This window comes from Pseudomonas sp. UBA4194 (assembly GCF_002379585.1).
Lineage (GTDB): Bacteria > Pseudomonadota > Gammaproteobacteria > Pseudomonadales > Pseudomonadaceae > Aquipseudomonas.
Genome location: NZ_DFUE01000080.1, coordinates 40,384 through 56,889, shown reverse-complemented (window position 1 = coordinate 56,889; position 16,506 = coordinate 40,384). Strand labels below are relative to the sequence as shown.

Annotated in this window: 16 protein-coding genes and 1 pseudogene; 5 read left to right on the top strand and 12 right to left on the bottom strand. The window is 62.8% G+C overall.

Going from position 1 to position 16,506, the window contains the following annotated elements; genetic code table 11:
• Positions 1–106: 106 nt before the first annotated feature.
• The 4 genes from B3397_RS19660 to B3397_RS19645 all read right to left on the bottom strand — a co-directional run bounded on the left by B3397_RS19660 (position 107) and on the right by B3397_RS19645 (position 4,697).
• Complete coding sequence (locus B3397_RS19660; protein WP_296253301.1) at positions 107–1,159, bottom strand: ABC transporter substrate-binding protein; 1,053 nt, start codon at positions 1,157–1,159, stop codon at positions 107–109.
• 221 nt (positions 1,160–1,380) lie between these two features.
• A complete protein-coding gene (locus tag B3397_RS19655; RefSeq protein ID WP_296253299.1) occupies positions 1,381–2,961 on the bottom strand; it encodes a M48 family metallopeptidase in 1,581 nt (526 codons plus the stop codon).
• A 9-nt stretch (positions 2,962–2,970) separates the two neighbouring features.
• On the bottom strand, positions 2,971–3,327 hold the full coding sequence (locus B3397_RS19650) for a hypothetical protein (protein WP_296253297.1): 357 nt from the start codon (positions 3,325–3,327) through the stop codon (positions 2,971–2,973).
• Positions 3,324–4,697 (bottom strand): CHASE2 domain-containing protein, encoded by a 1,374-nt coding sequence (locus B3397_RS19645; RefSeq protein ID WP_296253296.1) that lies wholly within the window; start codon positions 4,695–4,697, stop codon positions 3,324–3,326. Before B3397_RS19645 ends, B3397_RS19650 begins: the two co-directional genes overlap by 4 nt.
• A gap of 220 nt (positions 4,698–4,917) precedes the next feature.
• On the opposite strand from B3397_RS19645, the gene B3397_RS19640 reads away from it, so the two are divergent.
• Both B3397_RS19640 and B3397_RS19635 read left to right on the top strand, forming a co-directional pair.
• The gene (locus B3397_RS19640; RefSeq protein WP_296253295.1) at positions 4,918–5,544 is read left to right on the top strand and encodes a glutathione S-transferase family protein; all 627 of its coding nucleotides are present in this window, start codon (positions 4,918–4,920) and stop codon (positions 5,542–5,544) included.
• Positions 5,545–5,794: 250 nt separating this feature from the next.
• Positions 5,795–6,817, top strand: a complete 1,023-nt coding sequence (locus B3397_RS19635) for an ABC transporter substrate-binding protein (RefSeq protein WP_296253293.1) — start codon at positions 5,795–5,797, stop codon at positions 6,815–6,817.
• Between the two features lie 106 nt (positions 6,818–6,923).
• Here the strand turns inward: B3397_RS19635 and B3397_RS19630 are convergent, their stop codons facing one another.
• The 5 genes from B3397_RS19630 to B3397_RS19610 form a co-directional block, all read right to left on the bottom strand.
• A complete protein-coding gene (locus tag B3397_RS19630; protein WP_296253291.1) occupies positions 6,924–7,199 on the bottom strand; it encodes a hypothetical protein in 276 nt (91 codons plus the stop codon).
• 108 nt (positions 7,200–7,307) lie between these two features.
• Positions 7,308–8,576: an NAD(P)/FAD-dependent oxidoreductase gene (locus B3397_RS19625; protein ID WP_296253310.1), complete on the bottom strand. Its 1,269-nt coding sequence runs from the start codon at positions 8,574–8,576 to the stop codon at positions 7,308–7,310.
• A gap of 5 nt (positions 8,577–8,581) precedes the next feature.
• Positions 8,582–9,334, bottom strand: coding sequence for an amino acid ABC transporter ATP-binding protein (locus tag B3397_RS19620; RefSeq protein WP_296253289.1), 753 nt, complete (start codon positions 9,332–9,334; stop codon positions 8,582–8,584).
• Positions 9,331–9,999, bottom strand: coding sequence for an ectoine/hydroxyectoine ABC transporter permease subunit EhuD (gene ehuD, locus B3397_RS19615; protein WP_296253288.1), 669 nt, complete (start codon positions 9,997–9,999; stop codon positions 9,331–9,333). Before ehuD ends, B3397_RS19620 begins: the two co-directional genes overlap by 4 nt.
• A gap of 14 nt (positions 10,000–10,013) precedes the next feature.
• Complete coding sequence (locus B3397_RS19610; RefSeq protein ID WP_296253286.1) at positions 10,014–10,778, bottom strand: ABC transporter substrate-binding protein; 765 nt, start codon at positions 10,776–10,778, stop codon at positions 10,014–10,016.
• Positions 10,779–10,993: 215 nt separating this feature from the next.
• Between B3397_RS19610 and B3397_RS19605 the strand changes: the two genes are divergently transcribed.
• The 3 genes from B3397_RS19605 to B3397_RS19595 are packed head-to-tail and all read left to right on the top strand — an operon-like array spanning position 10,994 to position 12,503.
• Positions 10,994–11,773, top strand: coding sequence for an IclR family transcriptional regulator (locus B3397_RS19605; RefSeq protein WP_296253284.1), 780 nt, complete (start codon positions 10,994–10,996; stop codon positions 11,771–11,773).
• 56 nt (positions 11,774–11,829) lie between these two features.
• Positions 11,830–12,060, top strand: a complete 231-nt coding sequence (locus B3397_RS19600) for a DUF4160 domain-containing protein (protein ID WP_296253282.1) — start codon at positions 11,830–11,832, stop codon at positions 12,058–12,060.
• Entirely contained in the window at positions 12,048–12,503 is a 456-nt protein-coding gene (locus B3397_RS19595) for a helix-turn-helix domain-containing protein (protein ID WP_296253280.1), read from the top strand. Before B3397_RS19600 ends, B3397_RS19595 begins: the two co-directional genes overlap by 13 nt.
• A gap of 38 nt (positions 12,504–12,541) precedes the next feature.
• Here the strand turns inward: B3397_RS19595 and B3397_RS19590 are convergent.
• The 3 genes and pseudogenes from B3397_RS19590 to B3397_RS19580 form a co-directional block, all read right to left on the bottom strand.
• Positions 12,542–12,835, bottom strand: a pseudogene (locus tag B3397_RS19590) (DeoR family transcriptional regulator); the annotation flags it as partial.
• 310 nt (positions 12,836–13,145) lie between these two features.
• A complete protein-coding gene (locus tag B3397_RS19585; RefSeq protein ID WP_296253277.1) occupies positions 13,146–14,885 on the bottom strand; it encodes an acetyl/propionyl/methylcrotonyl-CoA carboxylase subunit alpha in 1,740 nt (579 codons plus the stop codon).
• A complete protein-coding gene (locus tag B3397_RS19580; RefSeq protein WP_296253275.1) occupies positions 14,882–16,501 on the bottom strand; it encodes a 5-oxoprolinase/urea amidolyase family protein in 1,620 nt (539 codons plus the stop codon). Before B3397_RS19580 ends, B3397_RS19585 begins: the two co-directional genes overlap by 4 nt.
• Positions 16,502–16,506: the final 5 nt, after the last annotated feature.

The window sequence follows — 16,506 nt, the reverse complement described above, 5'->3', positions numbered from 1 at the left end:
CTCTCCCTGAGGGAGAGGGGTTCAAGCTCCCTCTCCCCCAGGGAGAGGGCCGGGGTGAGGGGACCATCCACCACAAATCCCACCCCCAGCCGCCGCTCGACAAACCCTACTTCTTCTGCACAAACGCCAACCAGCGCTCTTCAGCCTTCACCCCTTCCTGGGAGGCCCACCACTTGGCCGACAACAGCGCCTGCCGGGAAATATTCTCCGGCGACGAGGGCAGCTTGGCCGTGCGCTCTGCCGGGATCACACCGGTCTTGAAGGCTTCCGGATTCAGCGGACCGTAGTCGATGATCATCGGCAAGGCCGCCTGCAACTTGGCATCGATGGCTTCGTTGACGAACTTCATGGCCGCCGCCTTGTGCGCGGTGCCCTTGAGCACGCACAGCGAGTTGGTTTCCAGCACGCCCTGGTTGTAATCGAACGCCACGGGGGCGCCGTCGGCCTGCACTGCGGTGATGCGACCGTTCCACGCCTGGATCATGTCCACTTCGCCGTCGCTGATCAGCTGCGCAGACTGCCCGCCCGACGTCCACCAGGTGGCGATGTGCGGTTTGATTTGCTCGAGCTTCTTGAACGCGCGGTCGACGTCCAGCGGGTAGAGTTTGTCCGGCGCTACGCCGTCGGCCATCAGGGCGATTTCCAGGGTCGGACGCGGCAGGTTGCGCAGCGAGCGCTGGCCGGGGAATTTCTCGGTGTCCCAGAAATCGGCCCAGGTTTTCGGTGCCTTTTCGCTGCTGAAGGCATCGGTGCGGTACGCCAGCACCGTGGAGTAGCTGATGTAGCCCACGCTGTAGTCATCTTTGAGCTCGGCCGGCAGCTGTGCGGCATTGGGCACCAGTGCCGGGTCGAGTTTCTCGAACAGACCTTCGGCTTCACCGCGCAGGCAGTCGCCAGTGGGCAGGTCGACCACGTCCCAGCTGACCTTGCCGCTTTCGACCTGGGTCTTGATGATCGGGTAGGCCTTGGGCGAGCTGTCCTGCTTGAGGGTCAGGCCCAGCTTCTTCGCCGCCGGCTCGAGGATGGCCTTGCTCTGTGCCTCCTGATAGGCACCGCCTTGGGATACGAAGGTGATGTCTTCTGCCGCTGCCAGGGTGGAGGCGCTGACCAGTAGCGCCAGGCTGGCGAGCTTGAATGCGCGCAATGTCGTCGATGTCATGTACAGGACTCCCGGTGGTTGGCAGGTTGATATCCAATCTACCGGTATCCTCGGACAGCAAGCGCGTACAAATCAGCGCCTGCAAAGCGTTTTATTGCGAAAACGCCACTCGCCGCAGCACATTCTGCACCCTCAACCCCACCCAAACCCCTGTAGCACCGGCGTAAGCCGGGTCCCCCCCCCGCGGTATCCAACCCATATCACAGAGAAGCGGACGCGGCTTACGCCGCTGCTACGGGCGCCAGCTTCTTGCAGCCTTCCTTGCGGGCGGGGTACTGCTCGCATTTACGCAGCACGGCCTTGACCTGGCTGTCGTTGTTGAGCAGCTTGTTGGCCGCCAGTTTTTCGGTGATGAACAGCTCCTCCGAGCCCAACGTGCGTTCGGCCTTGTCGATCATCGCCAAGGCCGCGCGAGGGTCGTTGTTGGCCAGATGGTGGGCGATCATCAGGTCATAGAGTTCCGGGCTTGCCAGTGACCAGTCCTGAATCGCTTGCAGGTCCTTGAGTGCCTCCCGTGTCCTGCCCTGGGCCATGTCCACACTGAAAGCCGCACGACGAATGCCGGGCTGATCGCGCACCGCCGAGGCCAGCGCGCGATCGCTGAACAACTGAGCCTCACGCAGCTGCTTCTTCTCCAGCGCGACGGTGGCCGAGTAGGCATCCTTGTAGGCCTGCATGGCCGCGGTCACGGTGGTGGAGCTGCGCAGCTGCTGCCAGCTGTCGGTGTTCACCTGTGCGCGACGCTGGGCGTTGTACTCGCGTTGCAGGTACTGGCGCAGTTCGGTATCGCGGTCCAGCGGGGACATGTGCGAACGCTGGAAGTATTGCCCGGCGGCGGTAATGCCTGTGGCCAGGCCCTGGTTCAAGGTGACCTCGACTTCCTTCACCAGGCGGTCGACCTGCAGTTTCTGCAGTGAATCCTGCATGGCCTCCTTGCGCGCCGTGGCGAAGCTGCCCAGCAGGGATTTCTGCTTGCCCTGAAAATCGTTCAGGCGCTGCAAGCTGTGACTGGCCGCGCGCGGCGCATAGCCGGCCTTGATCATCAGGTCTGCGCCCAGCAGATCGGCTTGATCCTCCTGGCTGCGGCCCCAGGCGGTGCTCCAGATGTTCTCGGAAAAGCTGTTGACCAGTGCGGTGTACAGCACCGTGTTGCCCACTTTTTTCTGGGTGGCCAATGGGTCCTTGCTGATGAACTTCATCTTGCCGGCGCTGCGGTCGATGCCGGTATTGGCCACCAGGGTGGCGAACACTACGGTGGTGGCGACGTTGGTCATCATCGCGTTCTGTTCCTGGAACGCGGCACGGCGGTCGTGGTGGTGCAGCAGCACATGGCTCATCTCATGACCGAGCATGGCGGCGATCTCGTCCTCGCTCTGCACATTGTCGAGCATGCCCAAGGGTACGAACAGGTTGCCGAACGGATCGGCCGATGGGCCAAAACCGTAGCTGTCGATCACCTTGATCTGCAACGGTGGCAGGTCGCCGGGCCAGCCTTTGCCCAGCCGCAGGACGATGCCCTGCAGGTAGCTCTGCAGGGGCGCAATGCTGACCACGTTGTGTTGGCGGATCTCCCCGGCGGGTACGGCGAGGCCGTCGTAGCTCAAGCGCTGGGCGCTGACCCTTTGCGGGTCAAGCTTGTAGTGCTGACGCACGTCGACGGTGTCCACATACCGGCCCACCACCTGGGACTGGGTCGAGGGCCCCACCAGGTTCATGAACGCGGCGTCGGCGCCCTTGAGCGTGCCGCAACCGCCAATCATCCCACTTGCCAGGGCGCCGAGCGCCAGCAGACCTTTGTTCATGACAGTTCCTCAGGGGGTACAGGTCGAGCCGAAGCCGATGGTGGAGGCGTTGCGTGCATCCTGCTTCTGGCTTTGCGACAGGTCAGCGCAGGGCGTGGTGACGATCTTGCCGTCGCTCAGGCGCAGGTCCATGGTGTCGAGCCACACCTTGCGGCCGTTCAACTCGACTTGCACCAGCTCCAGCTTGTCGTTCTGATCCAGCACTTGCAGCGGCTGCTTGGGGGCATCCTTGAGTGCCAGTTGACCCAGGGCCTTGCCCTGGACGTCGAGTAACGCCACCGGGTCGGCGAGAAAACCGTCGACGGTGGTGGCCAGGCTTACCGGGCTGAACAGCGCGGCCAGCAGCAGACAGGTGGATCTGGTCATCCTTGAGTTCCTTTGCAATGTGAGACGAATCGATGAGGCACACGGGAAAGCCAGCGCATGGTTGCTCGCCAACCCCGTTTGATCAGTTGAGTGATGTGGTCCGAGATGATCGACAGTGACAGCAGGGCGATAGCCAGTACGTTTGCCGGGGTGATGTTCATCAGCCACAGCCCTGCACCCAACCCCACCAGCAGCACTAGAACCACTGACCACCAGACAAAGGGGCCGGCCAGGTTTTTCGCCAGACGGTTTTTTCGTCGCTTGAACCGGGCGCGACCGCCGACGATCAGGATGACGAACGCCAATTGCGCCAGGTCGACCCAGGTCCAGGGGCCAAGCACTGCGGCCGGTTCATGCTGGTAGTGCATGCCATAGCTGATCAGGTTGTCCAAGGCCATGGCGTGCAGGTAAACGCCTGGCAGCAGCCCATGTACGGGGGTCTGGATCAGATCGCCCGCCGATGTGATCTGCGCCCCCACCAGCACCAGTTTGTCGCTGAGCATGCGCATCAGCAGCGCACGGTCTCCGGGCGAGCTGGCTTCCAGGGCGCTGGCCTTGAGGGTCAAGGTATAGGCGCAGGTGGCCTGACCGCTGTCACGAATTTTCCAGAACATGGCCTGCAACAGTTGCTCAAACAGGCTGTTGCCCGCCACCGAGCACTTGGCGACCGAGGTCGCCAAGTGCTGGAGCGGTGATAATTCGCGCCCCCAGCGCAGCGCGACAGGTGGCTTGGCAAGCGCCGCGGCGGCGTCCTCGGGCAGCTCGCGGCAGGTTGCTCCAGCGTCGCAGTACTCGCGGTACAGACCCATCGCAGGGGTTTCCATCACGCCGAGCGCGGTGTCGACCGCCAGCGGATACTGGTCGCCGACGTCGCTCCATTTGACCAGTGCCGGTTGCCCCAGGCCGGCCAGCGAGGCCAGGGTGTTGGCCTCGCCATTGTGTCCACGCACGTTGCCGCTGTTGGCCAGCAGCAGGGGGATGCCCTGGCGCTGATAGCGTTCGAACACGTTGGCCAGCAGTTGTCCGCCGTCCATCACGTCACCGGCGCTGTGGTCATGGCTGTACATCAGGTCGACGAATACAGCCTTGGGCTTGTAGGCCAGCAACCGTTTGAACAACAGACTCTGCTGCGCATAGGGCAGTGGCCAGAAAGTGCTGTTCTGCATCAGGTAGGCGTCGTCGATCAGTACCACCACCACTTCCTTCTGACCCGCGGTGGGGTAGAGGCTGGCGGTAATGCGGTTGATCCATTGCGAGGAGGCGCTGTCGCTCGAGGTCGAAAGGCCGAAGGGGTCCAGCAGGGCAATGCAGCTCAGGAGCAGGCCGAGCAGGACCTGACCGAGCCAGAAGCGGAAATATTTAGCCTTCATCCATGGCCCGACTGCTATCCAAATGTACCGACGTTTTAACGGCGTCCATCCCTGATGTCAAGATAATGGCCCGTAGCACCGGCGTAAGCCGGGTCCCAGTCGCTGCGGTTATCCGACGTATCGAGATGCGGGGGGCGGACGCGGCTTATGCCGCTGCTACATTGCACTTTGGGGGGTGGGGTGGGTCTGGTGTGGTAGGCCCACTGAAAGAGCATGCACAATGATCACGGTTCACCACCTCAACGACTCGCGTTCGCAACGTATCCTCTGGCTGCTGGAGGAACTGGGCGTGCCTTACGAACTCAAGCGCTACCAGCGTGACGCCAAGACCAACCTGGCGCCGCCGGAGCTCAAGGCAATCAATCCCCTGGGCAAATCCCCGGTAATTCAGGACGGCCCGCATACGCTGATCGAATCCGGCGCCATTGTTGACTACCTCATTCGTCGTCACGGTCATGGGGCTCTGCAGCCGGACCCGGCCACGGCCACCTATGACGAATACGTGCAATGGCTGCACTTCGCCGAAGGCTCGGCGATCCTGCCGCTGATGCTCAATCTTTATGTGGGGCGTCTGGGTGAAGCCGGTGCGCCGCTGCACCCGCGTATCGAGTCGGAGCTGAAGAATTATCTGGGCTATCTGGACAACGCGCTGAGCCTGACGCCCTATCTGGTGGGCGAGGAATTGACCGGGGCCGATGTGCAGATGAGCTTCATCGGTGAGTTTGCCAAGGCTCAGGGCAAGCTGGAGCCGTATCCAAACCTGGCGGCGTGGGTCGAGCGTTTTCAGGCGCGAGCGGCTTACAAAAAGGCGGTCGAAGTGGGTGGAGATTATCGGTTTGCCAAGTGATATGAGCTAGCAGTGCTGGCCTCATCGCGGGTAGAACCCGCTCCCACAAGGGATCTCCCCAAAACGCAGATCCCCCCTGTAGGAGCGGCGTCCAGCCGCGAAGGCGCCAGGCCTGCCTACTTCACAAGCTCAGAGCGATGAAGCCCCCCAGCCACCCACCAGCATATCCATATCACCAAATCGTATTTAAATTAAATTTCTTATACCTTTATAGTCCGTGCCATCGCCGCCCATGACCACGGAGCCACCCATGTCCCGACCTTCCTTCAGCCGCCTGGCTGCCTCCATCGGCCTGAGTTTCAGCCTACTCGCCAGCGCCATCGTTGCCCCCACCCACGCCCACGCCGAAGGCCAGATCCGCATCGCCGAACAGTTCGGCATCGTCTACCTGCTGCTCAACGTGGTGCGCGACCAGCACCTGATCGAAAAACACGGCAAGGAAGCGGGCATCGACATCAAGGTCGACTGGACACAGTTGTCCGGCGGCTCTGCGGTGAACGACGCCTTGCTTTCCGGCGCCATCGACATCGCCGGAGCCGGCGTAGGCCCGTTGCTGACCATCTGGGATCGCACCCATGGTCGCCAGAACGTCAAGGCCGTTGCCTCCCTGGGCAACTTTCCCTACTACCTGCTGAGCAACAACCCCAACGTCAAGACCATTGCTGACTTCACCGAAAAAGACCGCATCGCGGTGCCAGCCGTGGGCGTGTCCGTCCAGTCGCGCTTCCTGCAATACGCTGCTGCCAAGCAGTGGGGTGACAAGGAATACAACCGCCTGGACAAGTACACCATCGCTGTCCCGCACCCGGATGCCACCGCAGCACTGATCGCTGGCGGCACCGAGCTGAGCGGGCATTTTTCCAACCCGCCGTTCCAGGATCAGGCACTGGCCAATCCCAATGTGCATGTGGTGCTCAACACCTACGACCTGCTGGGCCCGAATTCGCCGACGGTGCTGTTCGCCACGGAGAAATTCCGTGACGAGAACCCCAAGACTTACCACGCGTTCATCGAGGCGCTGGCCGAGGCCGCCGACTTTGCGCAGAAGGACAAAGGCGCCGCAGCCGACACCTACATCCGCGTCACCGGGGCGAAGATCGATCGCGCGGCGTTGCTGAAAATCATCGACAACCCGCAGTTCGAATTTTCCATCACGCCGAAGAACACCTACCCCCTGGCCGAATTCATGCACCGCGTGGGCGCGATCAAGAACAAGCCGGCCTCGTGGCAGGATTACTTCTTCAAGGACGCCAAGCCGTTGCAGGGGAGTTGATGTGAGGGGGGGCGGACGCGGCTTACGCCGCTGCTAATTTTTGAGTGCGCCTGAATAAAAAAGCCCCGACCATCGATAATGGCGGGGCCTTTTCATTGCGACGGGATTACTGCTTCTCGGGCGCCTTGATCTCGTCCGGTACGTCCGAGGACAACGCCTGGTGGCGGTCTTCGGTGGCGCGGTCTTCGCGGGCTTTGACGTGTTCGTCAGCGGCTTTGGCTTTTTCTTCCGCGGCCTGCTCAGGTTTGCCTTCGGCTTGTTTCTGCTCGGCGGCCTCGGTGTGCTTGTTGGCGGCTTGGACGTGGTCTTCGGAGGTCTTGTCGCAGGCCGCCAGGCCCAGGGCGGAAATCATCAGCAGGGTAAGAGAAAGTTTTCTAGGCATGAGGCAGGACCGTTGTTCAGAGTGAGTTACTTTGAAACCTGCCCAGCCCGATTGGTTCACCGCAAAAGCCCCGCGCGACGCTCTGCCGCAGGCCGGTAACGGACGCTTTCAGCCCAGGTTCAACCGATCCAGCAAGCTGTACCAGGCCACGCCGGCGCCGATGTAAAAACGCTGCAGCCCATGCATCGGCAGCTTCTGCAGGGTGCTGATCGGGTAGGCGAAGTCCGCCGAGCTGTCGCACAACCGCCCCGCCAACTGCTCGCCCAGGCTGGTGCACAGCGCTATGCCGCGTCCATTGCAGCCCAGTGCGAGGGTAAGCCCGGGTGACGGCTCGTGCACATGGGGCATGAAATCGCGGGTGATCGCAATGCGTCCGGCCCAGCGATACTCGAAGTCCAGCTGGCCCAACTGCGGAAACAGCAGCGCCAACGAGCGCTCCAGGTGGGCAAAATCCTCTGGCCCGGAAGGGTCGTCGAACAGCCCGCGGCCGCCCATCAGCAAGCGATTGTGACTGTCCTTGCGAAAGTACAGCAGCAAGCGCTGCGCGGTGGACACCGTCTCGTTACCCGGCAGAATCTGCTGGGCCTGAGCGTGGCTCAGCGGCTTGGTGGCGACGATGAAACTGTTGGCGGCCAGCACGCTTTGCGCCATGCCCGGCCATAACCCGTCGCTGTAGCCGTTGGTGGCCAGCACCACCTGCTCGGCACTGACCTGCGCGCCACTGGCGGTGCGCAGTTGCCAGCCGCCGCCGTGGCGGTGCAGTTCAGTGACAGGGCTGTGCCCATACACGCGAACGCCGGCAGCCTGCGCTGCGCGCACCAGCCCTCGGGCATAGGCCAGGGGCTGAATCGCGCCCGCGCGGCCATCCAGCCAGCCGCCGACAAAGGCATCGCTGCCCATGCGCGCCGCAACGGCCCTGGCATCCAGGCGTTCCACGGGTACTCCCCGACGCTCCCACTGCGTGGCGCGAGCGTGCAGCCCGGCCACTGCCTTGTCCGAGTAGGACACCTGCATCCATCCCTTGCGTACCGGCGCACAATCGATGCGGTGGCGGTCGATCAAACCGAACACCAGGTCGGCAGAGCGCGATACGGTATCGATCAGCGGCTCGGCAACGTCAGCGCCATACAGGCGCACCAATTCATCCGGGTCATGCTTGAGCGTTGGGTTGACCTGCCCGCCATTGCGTCCGGACGCGCCCCAGCCCGGCTCTCGCGCTTCCAGCACGCACACCCGCACACCGCGCTCGGCCAGATGCACCGCCGTGGACAACCCGGTATAGCCGGCGCCGACGATGGCCACATCCACCTGCAGCGATTCGGCGAGCGCCGGTGTGGCTGCTGCCGGCGGCGCGGTGGCCGCCCATAACGAAGGCACATCGATCATGGCTGGCTCCGGGTGTTGGCCGTAGGGTGCAATACCCGGCGCAGGAAGTCCTGTGTACGCGGGTGCTGGGGATTGCCCAGCACCTCGTCGGCAGGTCCCGTTTCCACCAGGTAGCCGCCGTGCAGGAAGCACACGCGGTCGGCCACTTCTCGAGCGAACCCCATTTCGTGGGTGACCACGATCATGGTCATGCCCTCGTCTGCCAGGGTGCGCATCACTTGCAGCACATCGCCCACCAGCTCCGGGTCCAGCGCCGAGGTGGGCTCATCGAACAGCATTGCATCGGGCTTCATCGCCAATGCCCGAGCAATGGCCACGCGCTGCTGCTGCCCGCCGGACAGCTGCTCGGGATAGGCATCGGCCTTCTCCGCCAGCCCGACCTTTTCCAGCAGCACCAGTGCTTCGGCACGCACCTGCGCGGCCGGTTCGTTCTTGACGTACAGCGGCCCCTCCATCACGTTCTCCAGCACCGTGCGGTGGGGGAACAGGTTGAAGCGCTGGAACACCATGCCCATGCGGCTGCGCAGCGCATGCACGGTCTTGCTGCCGCGCTGCACGGTTTCACCAAAGGCGACGATGGTGCCGCCTTCGTAGGTTTCCAGCGCATTGATGCAACGCAGCAGGGTCGACTTGCCCGAGCCCGAAGGCCCGATCAGGCACACCACCTCGCCTTTTTCCACTTGCAGGTCGACACCATGCAGCACACGGTGGCTGCCGTAGTTCTTCTGCAGCTGGCTGATCTGGATCATGCTTTTTTCCTCCGGCTCAGGCGCTGCTCCATACGCCGCAACCCGTACACCAACGGCAGGCTCATCAGCAGGTACAGCAGGGCGACCAAGGTGTACACGGTCATGTTCTGGAAGGTCGACGAAGCGATCAACTGACCTTGGCGGGTCATTTCGGCGACGGTGATGGTGGACACCAGAGACGAGTCCTTGAGCATCATCACCAGGGTATTGCCGTAAGGCGGCAGGGCAATGCGGAACGCCTGGGGCAGGATCACCCGGCGCATCATCATGAACGAGCGCATGCCCAGCGCTTCCGATGCCTCGCGCTGGCCCTGATCCACAGCAATGATGCCGGTACGGAAGTTCTCCGCTTGATAGGCCGAGTAGGCGATGCCCATGCCGATCACGCCGGCCTGAAAGGCACTCAGATGGATGCCCATGTCCGGCAGCACGAAGTAGATGTAGAACAGCTGCACGATGATCGGCAGGCCTCGGATCACATTGATCACCGTACTGGCCGCCCACGACAGCGCCTTTATCGGCGACAACTTGAGCAGCGCCAGCACCAGGCCGATCGCACTGCTGAGCAGGAACGACAGCACGGTGATCTGGATCGTTACCCAGGCGCCCTGCAGCAGAATCGGCAGGAAGTCCTGGGCGTTCTGCAGAAATTCAGCAAGGTTCATGGTCGCTCCTCAGCCTACACGCCCCACTTCTGCACGATGCCCTGCAGCGTGCCGTTGGCCTTGATGATCCCGATGGCCTTGTTCAGGCGGTCCAGGGTTTCGCTGTCACCCTTGCGCACCACGAAGCACACATCGCCCACGTTGACCGGGGTGTAGTCGGCGGCCAGCTTCACGCCTTTGAAGGTGTTCTGCTTGATCTGGTAAGCCACGATGGGCTGGTCGGCCACGGCGGCCTTGATGCGGCCCAGGGACAGGTCGCGGGTCATCTCGGCGATGGAGTCGTAGGTGCGGATTTCCTTGAAGATGCCCATCTTGTTGACCAGGTCGTAGAACGCCGTGCCGGCCTGGGCGCCGATCACTTCACCCTTGAGCGCCTCCAGGTTCGGGTAGGCGGTGTTGTCGTCGGCGGCTACGATCAGGCCCTCGCCGTAGGAATAGACCGGCGCGCTGAAATCCACCACTTTGGCTCGCTCGGCGGTCTTGAGCATGCCCGCGGAAATGAAGTCCAGCTTGCCCGAGGTCAGCGACGGAATCAGTGCGGCGAAATTCGTCTGCTGCATCTCGGTGCTGAAACCACCGGCTTCGCCGACGGCCTTGGCAATGTCGACCATCATGCCCTGGATGCTGTTGCTCTTGATGTCCAGGAAGGTGAACGGCGAGCCGGTGGCCGTCGCACCAACTTTGTACAGGGGTGCCTCTGCGGCGTGCACGAGAGATGCGCAAAGCGTGACGCAGATACCAAGCGCGAAACGGCGAAACAGTGGGGAAATGCTGTTCATCGGGTCACTCCAGAAGAAATCGGAAGGGTTGGCACCGCAAGCGGTTACGGGGTGATTCGCAAGCTCTGTGCCATTTCGCTGAATATCAATCGTTAAGCGCCTATGAAAAATCGATATTTGAAAGTTTCGTATCGATATGCGATTTATAGGCGCAGTTTCTTCCCCGTTCCGGGTTGAAACGACCCCCTTTTTGCAACATCAGCTTGAGCCCACTCATGTCCGACGATCGCAACAGCCTGTTCAATCAATCCCTGGAAAAGGGTCTGGCCGTGCTGCGCATTTTCAGCGCCAAGCGCCGCAGCATGAGCCTTGCAGAGATCGCCGAGGCCGCCGACATGACCAAAAGCTCGGCCCAGCGCATGGTCTTCACTCTAGAAAGCCTGGGTTACCTTCGGAAACACGCACGCACTCGGCATTACCAACTCACCCCACGGGTGTTGGAACTGGGCTTCAGTTATCTGGACGCCCACTCGTTGATCGAAGTGGGCAACCCGTTCCTCGCCGAGCTCACGCGTCTGACCGGCGAAACCGCCTGCCTGACCGAACCCACAGGCGTGGAAATGACCTACATCGCCCGTTTCGTCAGCGCCAGCTTCGTGCCCGTGCACATGCCCATCGGCAGCCGCGTGCCGATGTACTGCACAGGCTCCGGACGCGCCTACCTCAGCGCCCTGCCACACGAAGAAGCGCTGGCACTGGTGCAGAGCAGCTCGCGGGTGGCGCACACGCCCCATACCCACACCGACGTGGGCGAGATCATGGCGTCCCTTCAAGCGGTGCGTGAGTGTGGCTATGCGGTGAACACCCAGGAATTGTTCCTGGGCGACATGACCATCGCCGCGCCAGTGATGGGCGGCAATGGACGCCCGGTGGCGGCCGTGCATGTGGTGGCGCCGACCAGCCGCTGGACCCGGGCAGATGCGGAAAGGCAGCTGGTGCCGGCATTGATGCAATGTGTGCAGGTGTTGAGTAATTCGGCGCGGAATCTGGGGTAGGTCGCAAGCCAGCCCCGAATATTGATATATCGCCAAATTGGCGATAGCATCGGGACATGTCTACCAAATACCGATTCCGCGACAAATACCGCATCGAGCTGCGGGAAAGGGACCATCTACCACCGCATGTGCATATCACTGGCGGTGGTCTGGATGTTCAGATCAGTCTCGAAACAGTTACGGTGACTCAGGGCAATGCACCGCAGAAAATACTGCAAGAAGCCCTGGCTTGGATCTCGGCTAACCAAGCCGATCTATTGAAGGAGTGGAAAAAATGGCATCGATGAAGCGTCCCCGCCTGCGGGCTGTGCAGGCTCATCCTGGCGCCATCTTGGAACTGACGTTCACTAGCGGCCAGCACTTCAACCTGGACATGAGCGAAGACTTGAAGCGGTATCCGGGGCTGGGTCCGCTCGCCAAAGGCGATGCTTTCGAGGGGGCTGTATTGGGCGATGCGGGATGGACAGTGGAATGGCCAGCGCATGACATTCAGGTAGGTGCAGATACTCTTTTCCTGGACGGCTTGGCGCAGTCTGCGCCCGATGAAAATACCCGAACCTTCATGCTATGGCGGTTACGACACAGGCTGACTCTTGATCAGGCTGCAGAAGCCTTGGGAGTCAGCGCCCGCAGTATCAGCCGGTACAGCAGTGGGCGCGAGGTTGTTCCGCGAACGCTGGCTTTAGCATGCTTGGGTTGGGAAACCTTGGCACATTCGGATGCGGCTTAGGGGCTGCGGATCAGTAGCCGGGGGCGATGGCTGGCTGGTCAAGGGACAGCCAAGATGACGTATCGAGTGCTGCGCCCACCACCGTGAAGTCGGCGCAGCAGCCCTTTCTCCAGCAAGTCTGCCAGGTGCCTGGTGGCAGTCGCTTTGCTCACTTTCGCCACCGCTTGATATTGAGCGGCGCTGATTCCGTCCTCGAATCCGCTGGCGCCGCCGTCCAGCAGCCGATTGATTACCTTCAACTGCTCTTTGGATAGCGGTGTTGAACGGTGCGTCTGCCAGATCCAGTGTGGAGTGGTCATCGCTGCCTCGCATGAGCCGATTAACAGGGCTATTCGGCTCACAATGTGAGCCGAATAGAGAGTTTAATTGGCTCATGGGGGATAGCAAGCTGGCGTACCGACGCTTGAGTGTGGGTGTTGGCGATGTAGGGAAAGGGGGCATCGCCGCTCATACGCTGATCGGCGGCCCGGTAATCGAGGGCGGGGAGGTTCTAGTTGTTATCAAATCCAACAACACCCCCCCTCTGTAGGAGCGGCGTCCAGCCGCGAAGAGGCCCTCATATCCACTGCATATCTTGGAGATGAGGGTGAACTTGGGGGCGCCTTCGCGGCTGGACGCCGCTCCTACGGGGGGGGAGAGGGGCTAGTTGCTGGGTTGGATGCGGCCGATTCGGGTGCCGGCTTCGAAGTAGCCGCCGGCTTGCTCGGTGATCTGCACCTGGCCTGCGCACGGCGCCAGGATCGAGGTTTCCATCTTCATGGCTTCGACTACCGCAATCACTTGCCCGGCCGTGACAGACTCCCCATCGGCAACCACCCAACTAAACAGATTGCCCGCCACGGGCGTCAGTACCGCGTCGCGATCCGCCACCTCGGCCACTGGCGTCGCCTCACTGGCGGTGCTCGCAGCGCCCAGGCTGGCGCCGCGCAGCAGCGCGGCAGGCAGGCCCAGTTCATGGCGCTTGCCGTCGATCTCGACGAACGTGCGCAGAATCGACGGGTCCGCCGACAGGGCGTTGCGCGGGGCAATGGTGATCTGTTCGGCGAAGTCGGTTTCGATCCAGCGGGTATGCACCGCAAAGCGATCGGGGCCGGTGAAGTCGGCGTGGTCCATCACGGCGCGGTGGAACGGCAGCACCGAGGCGATGCCTTCGATCTTGAATTCGGCCAATGCGCGGCGGGCACGGCTGATGGCCTGTTCGCGGGTGGCACCGGTAACGATTAGCTTGGCCATCATCGAGTCGAAGTTGCTCGGCACCTGCGAATCGCCGTCGACGCCGCTGTCCAGGCGCACGCCCGGGCCCGCGGGCGGCACAAACGCGGTGATCTGGCCGGGCGTGGGCAGGAAGCCCTTGCCGGCATCTTCAGCGTTGATGCGGAATTCAAAGCTGTGGCCACGCGGCGTCGGGGTTTCACTGAAGGACAACGGCAGGCCATCGGCGATGCGCAGTTGCTCGATCACCAGGTCCACGCCGGTGGTTTCCTCGGTGACCGGGTGTTCGACCTGCAAGCGCGTGTTCACTTCCAGGAAAGACAAGGTGCCGTCCTGGCTCAACAGAAACTCCACGGTCCCCGCACCCACGTAACCGGCCTTGGCGCAGATGTCGTGAGCCGCCTGATGAATACGCTCGCGCTGCGCCTCGCTGATGAACGGCGCCGGGGCTTCCTCGACCAGCTTCTGGTTGCGCCGTTGCAGGGAGCAGTCGCGGGTGCCGACCACCACTACCTTGCCGTGCTTGTCGGCCAGAATCTGCGCCTCGATGTGCCGCGGACGATCTAAAAACTGCTCGACAAAGCACTCGCCGCGGCCAAACGCCGTTTCGGCTTCGCGCACGGCCGACGCGTACAGCTCAGCTACTTCGTCCAGACGCCAGGCGACTTTCATGCCGCGACCGCCGCCACCGAACGCCGCCTTGATGGCAATCGGCAGCCCATGCTGTTCGGCAAAAGCCAGCACCTCGGCCGCCGTTTCCACCGGGCCCGGCGTACCCGCCACCAACGGCGCGCCGACCTGTTGCGCCAGTTTGCGTGCTTCAACCTTGTCGCCCAGTACGTCGATGGTCTCGGGGTTGGGGCCGACCCACATCAGGCCTGCATCGATCACGGCGCGCGCGAAGTCCGCACGCTCCGACAGAAAGCCATAGCCGGGATGCACCGCGTCGGCGCCGCTGCGCTGGGCAATGGCGATCAGCTTGGCGATATCCAGATAGGTTTCGGCAGGACGTTGACCGTTCAGGGAATAGGCTTCGTCGGCGTGGCGCACGTGCAGCGCATCCATGTCTGCGTCGGCATACACGGCCACCGACTGCACACCGTAGTCGCGGCAGGCGCGAGCGATGCGGACGGCAATTTCACCACGGTTGGCGATCAGTAGTTTTTTCATGAAAGGGTCTTCGCATCGGCAGGGGTAAGGGAGGCTTCTGTGCTGGGCTGGAATTCTTCGAAAGCCGTCAGCGGGTTGAAGCGAATCTGCGCATTGATCGGGATCTGCCCGGCCAGGTCCAGGTGATGGTTGGCCACGGCACCGATCACCGGATAGCCACCGGTCAACGGATGGTCAGCCAGGAACAGCACCGGTTGGCCGCTGGCCGGCACCTGAATGGCACCCACCGACGTGCCTTCGCTGGGCAGTTCCTGATGGTTGCTGCGCGCCAGCGGCGTGTCACCGGCCAGGCGAATGCCCACCCGGTTGGACTGCGGCGTGACCCGCCACAACTGGCTGCTCAGGCGTTCGATGGCCTCTGCGGTAAACCAGTCCGTGCGCGGGCCCAGCACCACGTCCAGGGTGATGATGTCGGACGCTTTGGGCAGCTCGAAGGCGGCGCTTTCATGCAGGGACACGCTGGTGCCGGCGGTCACGGTTGCAAAGCCCAACCGATCACCCGCCGCCAGTGCTGGAGTACCGACCTGGGCCAGGGTATCGGTGGACAGGCTCCCCAACACCGGCGTGACGTCGAAGCCGCCACGGATGGCCAGGTAGCTGCGCAAGCCGGCACTCGGCGAGCCCAGGGTAACGCGGTCGCCGACGTCCAGTTCGATGGGCAGGTAGTTACCGGCCTGCCACAGCAAACCGCTGGCGCTGGTAATGCTGATCGGCGTACGCGCGCCGGTGACGGCGATCACGGTACGGCCATGGCAGACGAAACTCAGGCCACCGAGTACCGATTCCACACACGCCGTGTCCGAAGGGTTGCCCACCGCGCGGTTGGCGGCACGCAAGGCGCCCAGGTCCAGCGCGCCGGAGCGCGATACGCCCTGGCCGGTCTGGCCGGGGCGGCCCATGTCCTGCAATACGCTGTGCAGGCCGGGGGTGACGATTTCCAGATGGGCGCCGGTGGGCGCCGGAGCGCGCGCAGGCTCGGCGGGGGCAGGCAGGCCGCTGGCGGGCAGCGGGCCGGCATCCACGAAGCGCACCTTGTAACCCGGACGCAGCAACGCCGGTTCGACGCGCTCCAGGTCCCACATCTGCAACGGTGTGACACCGATGATCTGCCAGCCCCCGGGGCTGGCTTTCGGATAGATACCACTGAAGTTGCCCGCCAGCGCCACGGCCCCCGCCGGGATGCGCGTGCGCGGGGTCTTGCGGCGTGGCACCTGAAAGTCGGCGCCGCCTGTCAGGTAACCAAAGCCTGGCGCAAAACCGCAGAACGCCACGCTGTAGTCGGCGGCGGTGTGGCGGCTGATGACCTCTTCACGGCTGATGCCGAGCAGGGTAGCGACTTCGTCCAGATCCTCACCGTTGTAATGCACGGGAATCTCGACACGTCGTTGCTCGCCCTCGCGCCGCTGGCTCAGGTCCCGGGCGGCGATGCGGTCAACCAGCGCCTGGCGCGCGATGGCGCTGGGGCGGAACTGGATCAGCAGGGTACGGGCCGCGGGAATGATTTCTTCCACGCCGGCAATAGGTTCGGCCATCAGGGCATCGAACAGGGCCAGGGTTTCATCCAGGTCGTTCAATTCGACAAGCAGGGCATCCAGGTTGACCGGTAGAAAGCGCACGGAAA

Coding starts and splice junctions, on each gene's coding strand:
- B3397_RS19635 (WP_296253293.1), top strand. CDS start 5,795: ATGTCCCGACCTTCCTTCAGCCGCCTGGCTGCCTCCATCGGCCTGAGT.
- B3397_RS19655 (WP_296253299.1), bottom strand. CDS start 2,961: ATGAACAAAGGTCTGCTGGCGCTCGGCGCCCTGGCAAGTGGGATGATT.
- ehuD (WP_296253288.1), bottom strand. CDS start 9,999: ATGAACCTTGCTGAATTTCTGCAGAACGCCCAGGACTTCCTGCCGATT.
- B3397_RS19650 (WP_296253297.1), bottom strand. CDS start 3,327: ATGACCAGATCCACCTGTCTGCTGCTGGCCGCGCTGTTCAGCCCGGTA.
- B3397_RS19660 (WP_296253301.1), bottom strand. CDS start 1,159: ATGACATCGACGACATTGCGCGCATTCAAGCTCGCCAGCCTGGCGCTA.
- B3397_RS19620 (WP_296253289.1), bottom strand. CDS start 9,334: ATGATCCAGATCAGCCAGCTGCAGAAGAACTACGGCAGCCACCGTGTG.
- B3397_RS19600 (WP_296253282.1), top strand. CDS start 11,830: ATGTCTACCAAATACCGATTCCGCGACAAATACCGCATCGAGCTGCGG.
- B3397_RS19585 (WP_296253277.1), bottom strand. CDS start 14,885: ATGAAAAAACTACTGATCGCCAACCGTGGTGAAATTGCCGTCCGCATC.
- B3397_RS19645 (WP_296253296.1), bottom strand. CDS start 4,697: ATGAAGGCTAAATATTTCCGCTTCTGGCTCGGTCAGGTCCTGCTCGGC.
- B3397_RS19630 (WP_296253291.1), bottom strand. CDS start 7,199: ATGCCTAGAAAACTTTCTCTTACCCTGCTGATGATTTCCGCCCTGGGC.
- B3397_RS19640 (WP_296253295.1), top strand. CDS start 4,918: ATGATCACGGTTCACCACCTCAACGACTCGCGTTCGCAACGTATCCTC.
- B3397_RS19605 (WP_296253284.1), top strand. CDS start 10,994: ATGTCCGACGATCGCAACAGCCTGTTCAATCAATCCCTGGAAAAGGGT.
- B3397_RS19610 (WP_296253286.1), bottom strand. CDS start 10,778: ATGAACAGCATTTCCCCACTGTTTCGCCGTTTCGCGCTTGGTATCTGC.
- B3397_RS19595 (WP_296253280.1), top strand. CDS start 12,048: ATGGCATCGATGAAGCGTCCCCGCCTGCGGGCTGTGCAGGCTCATCCT.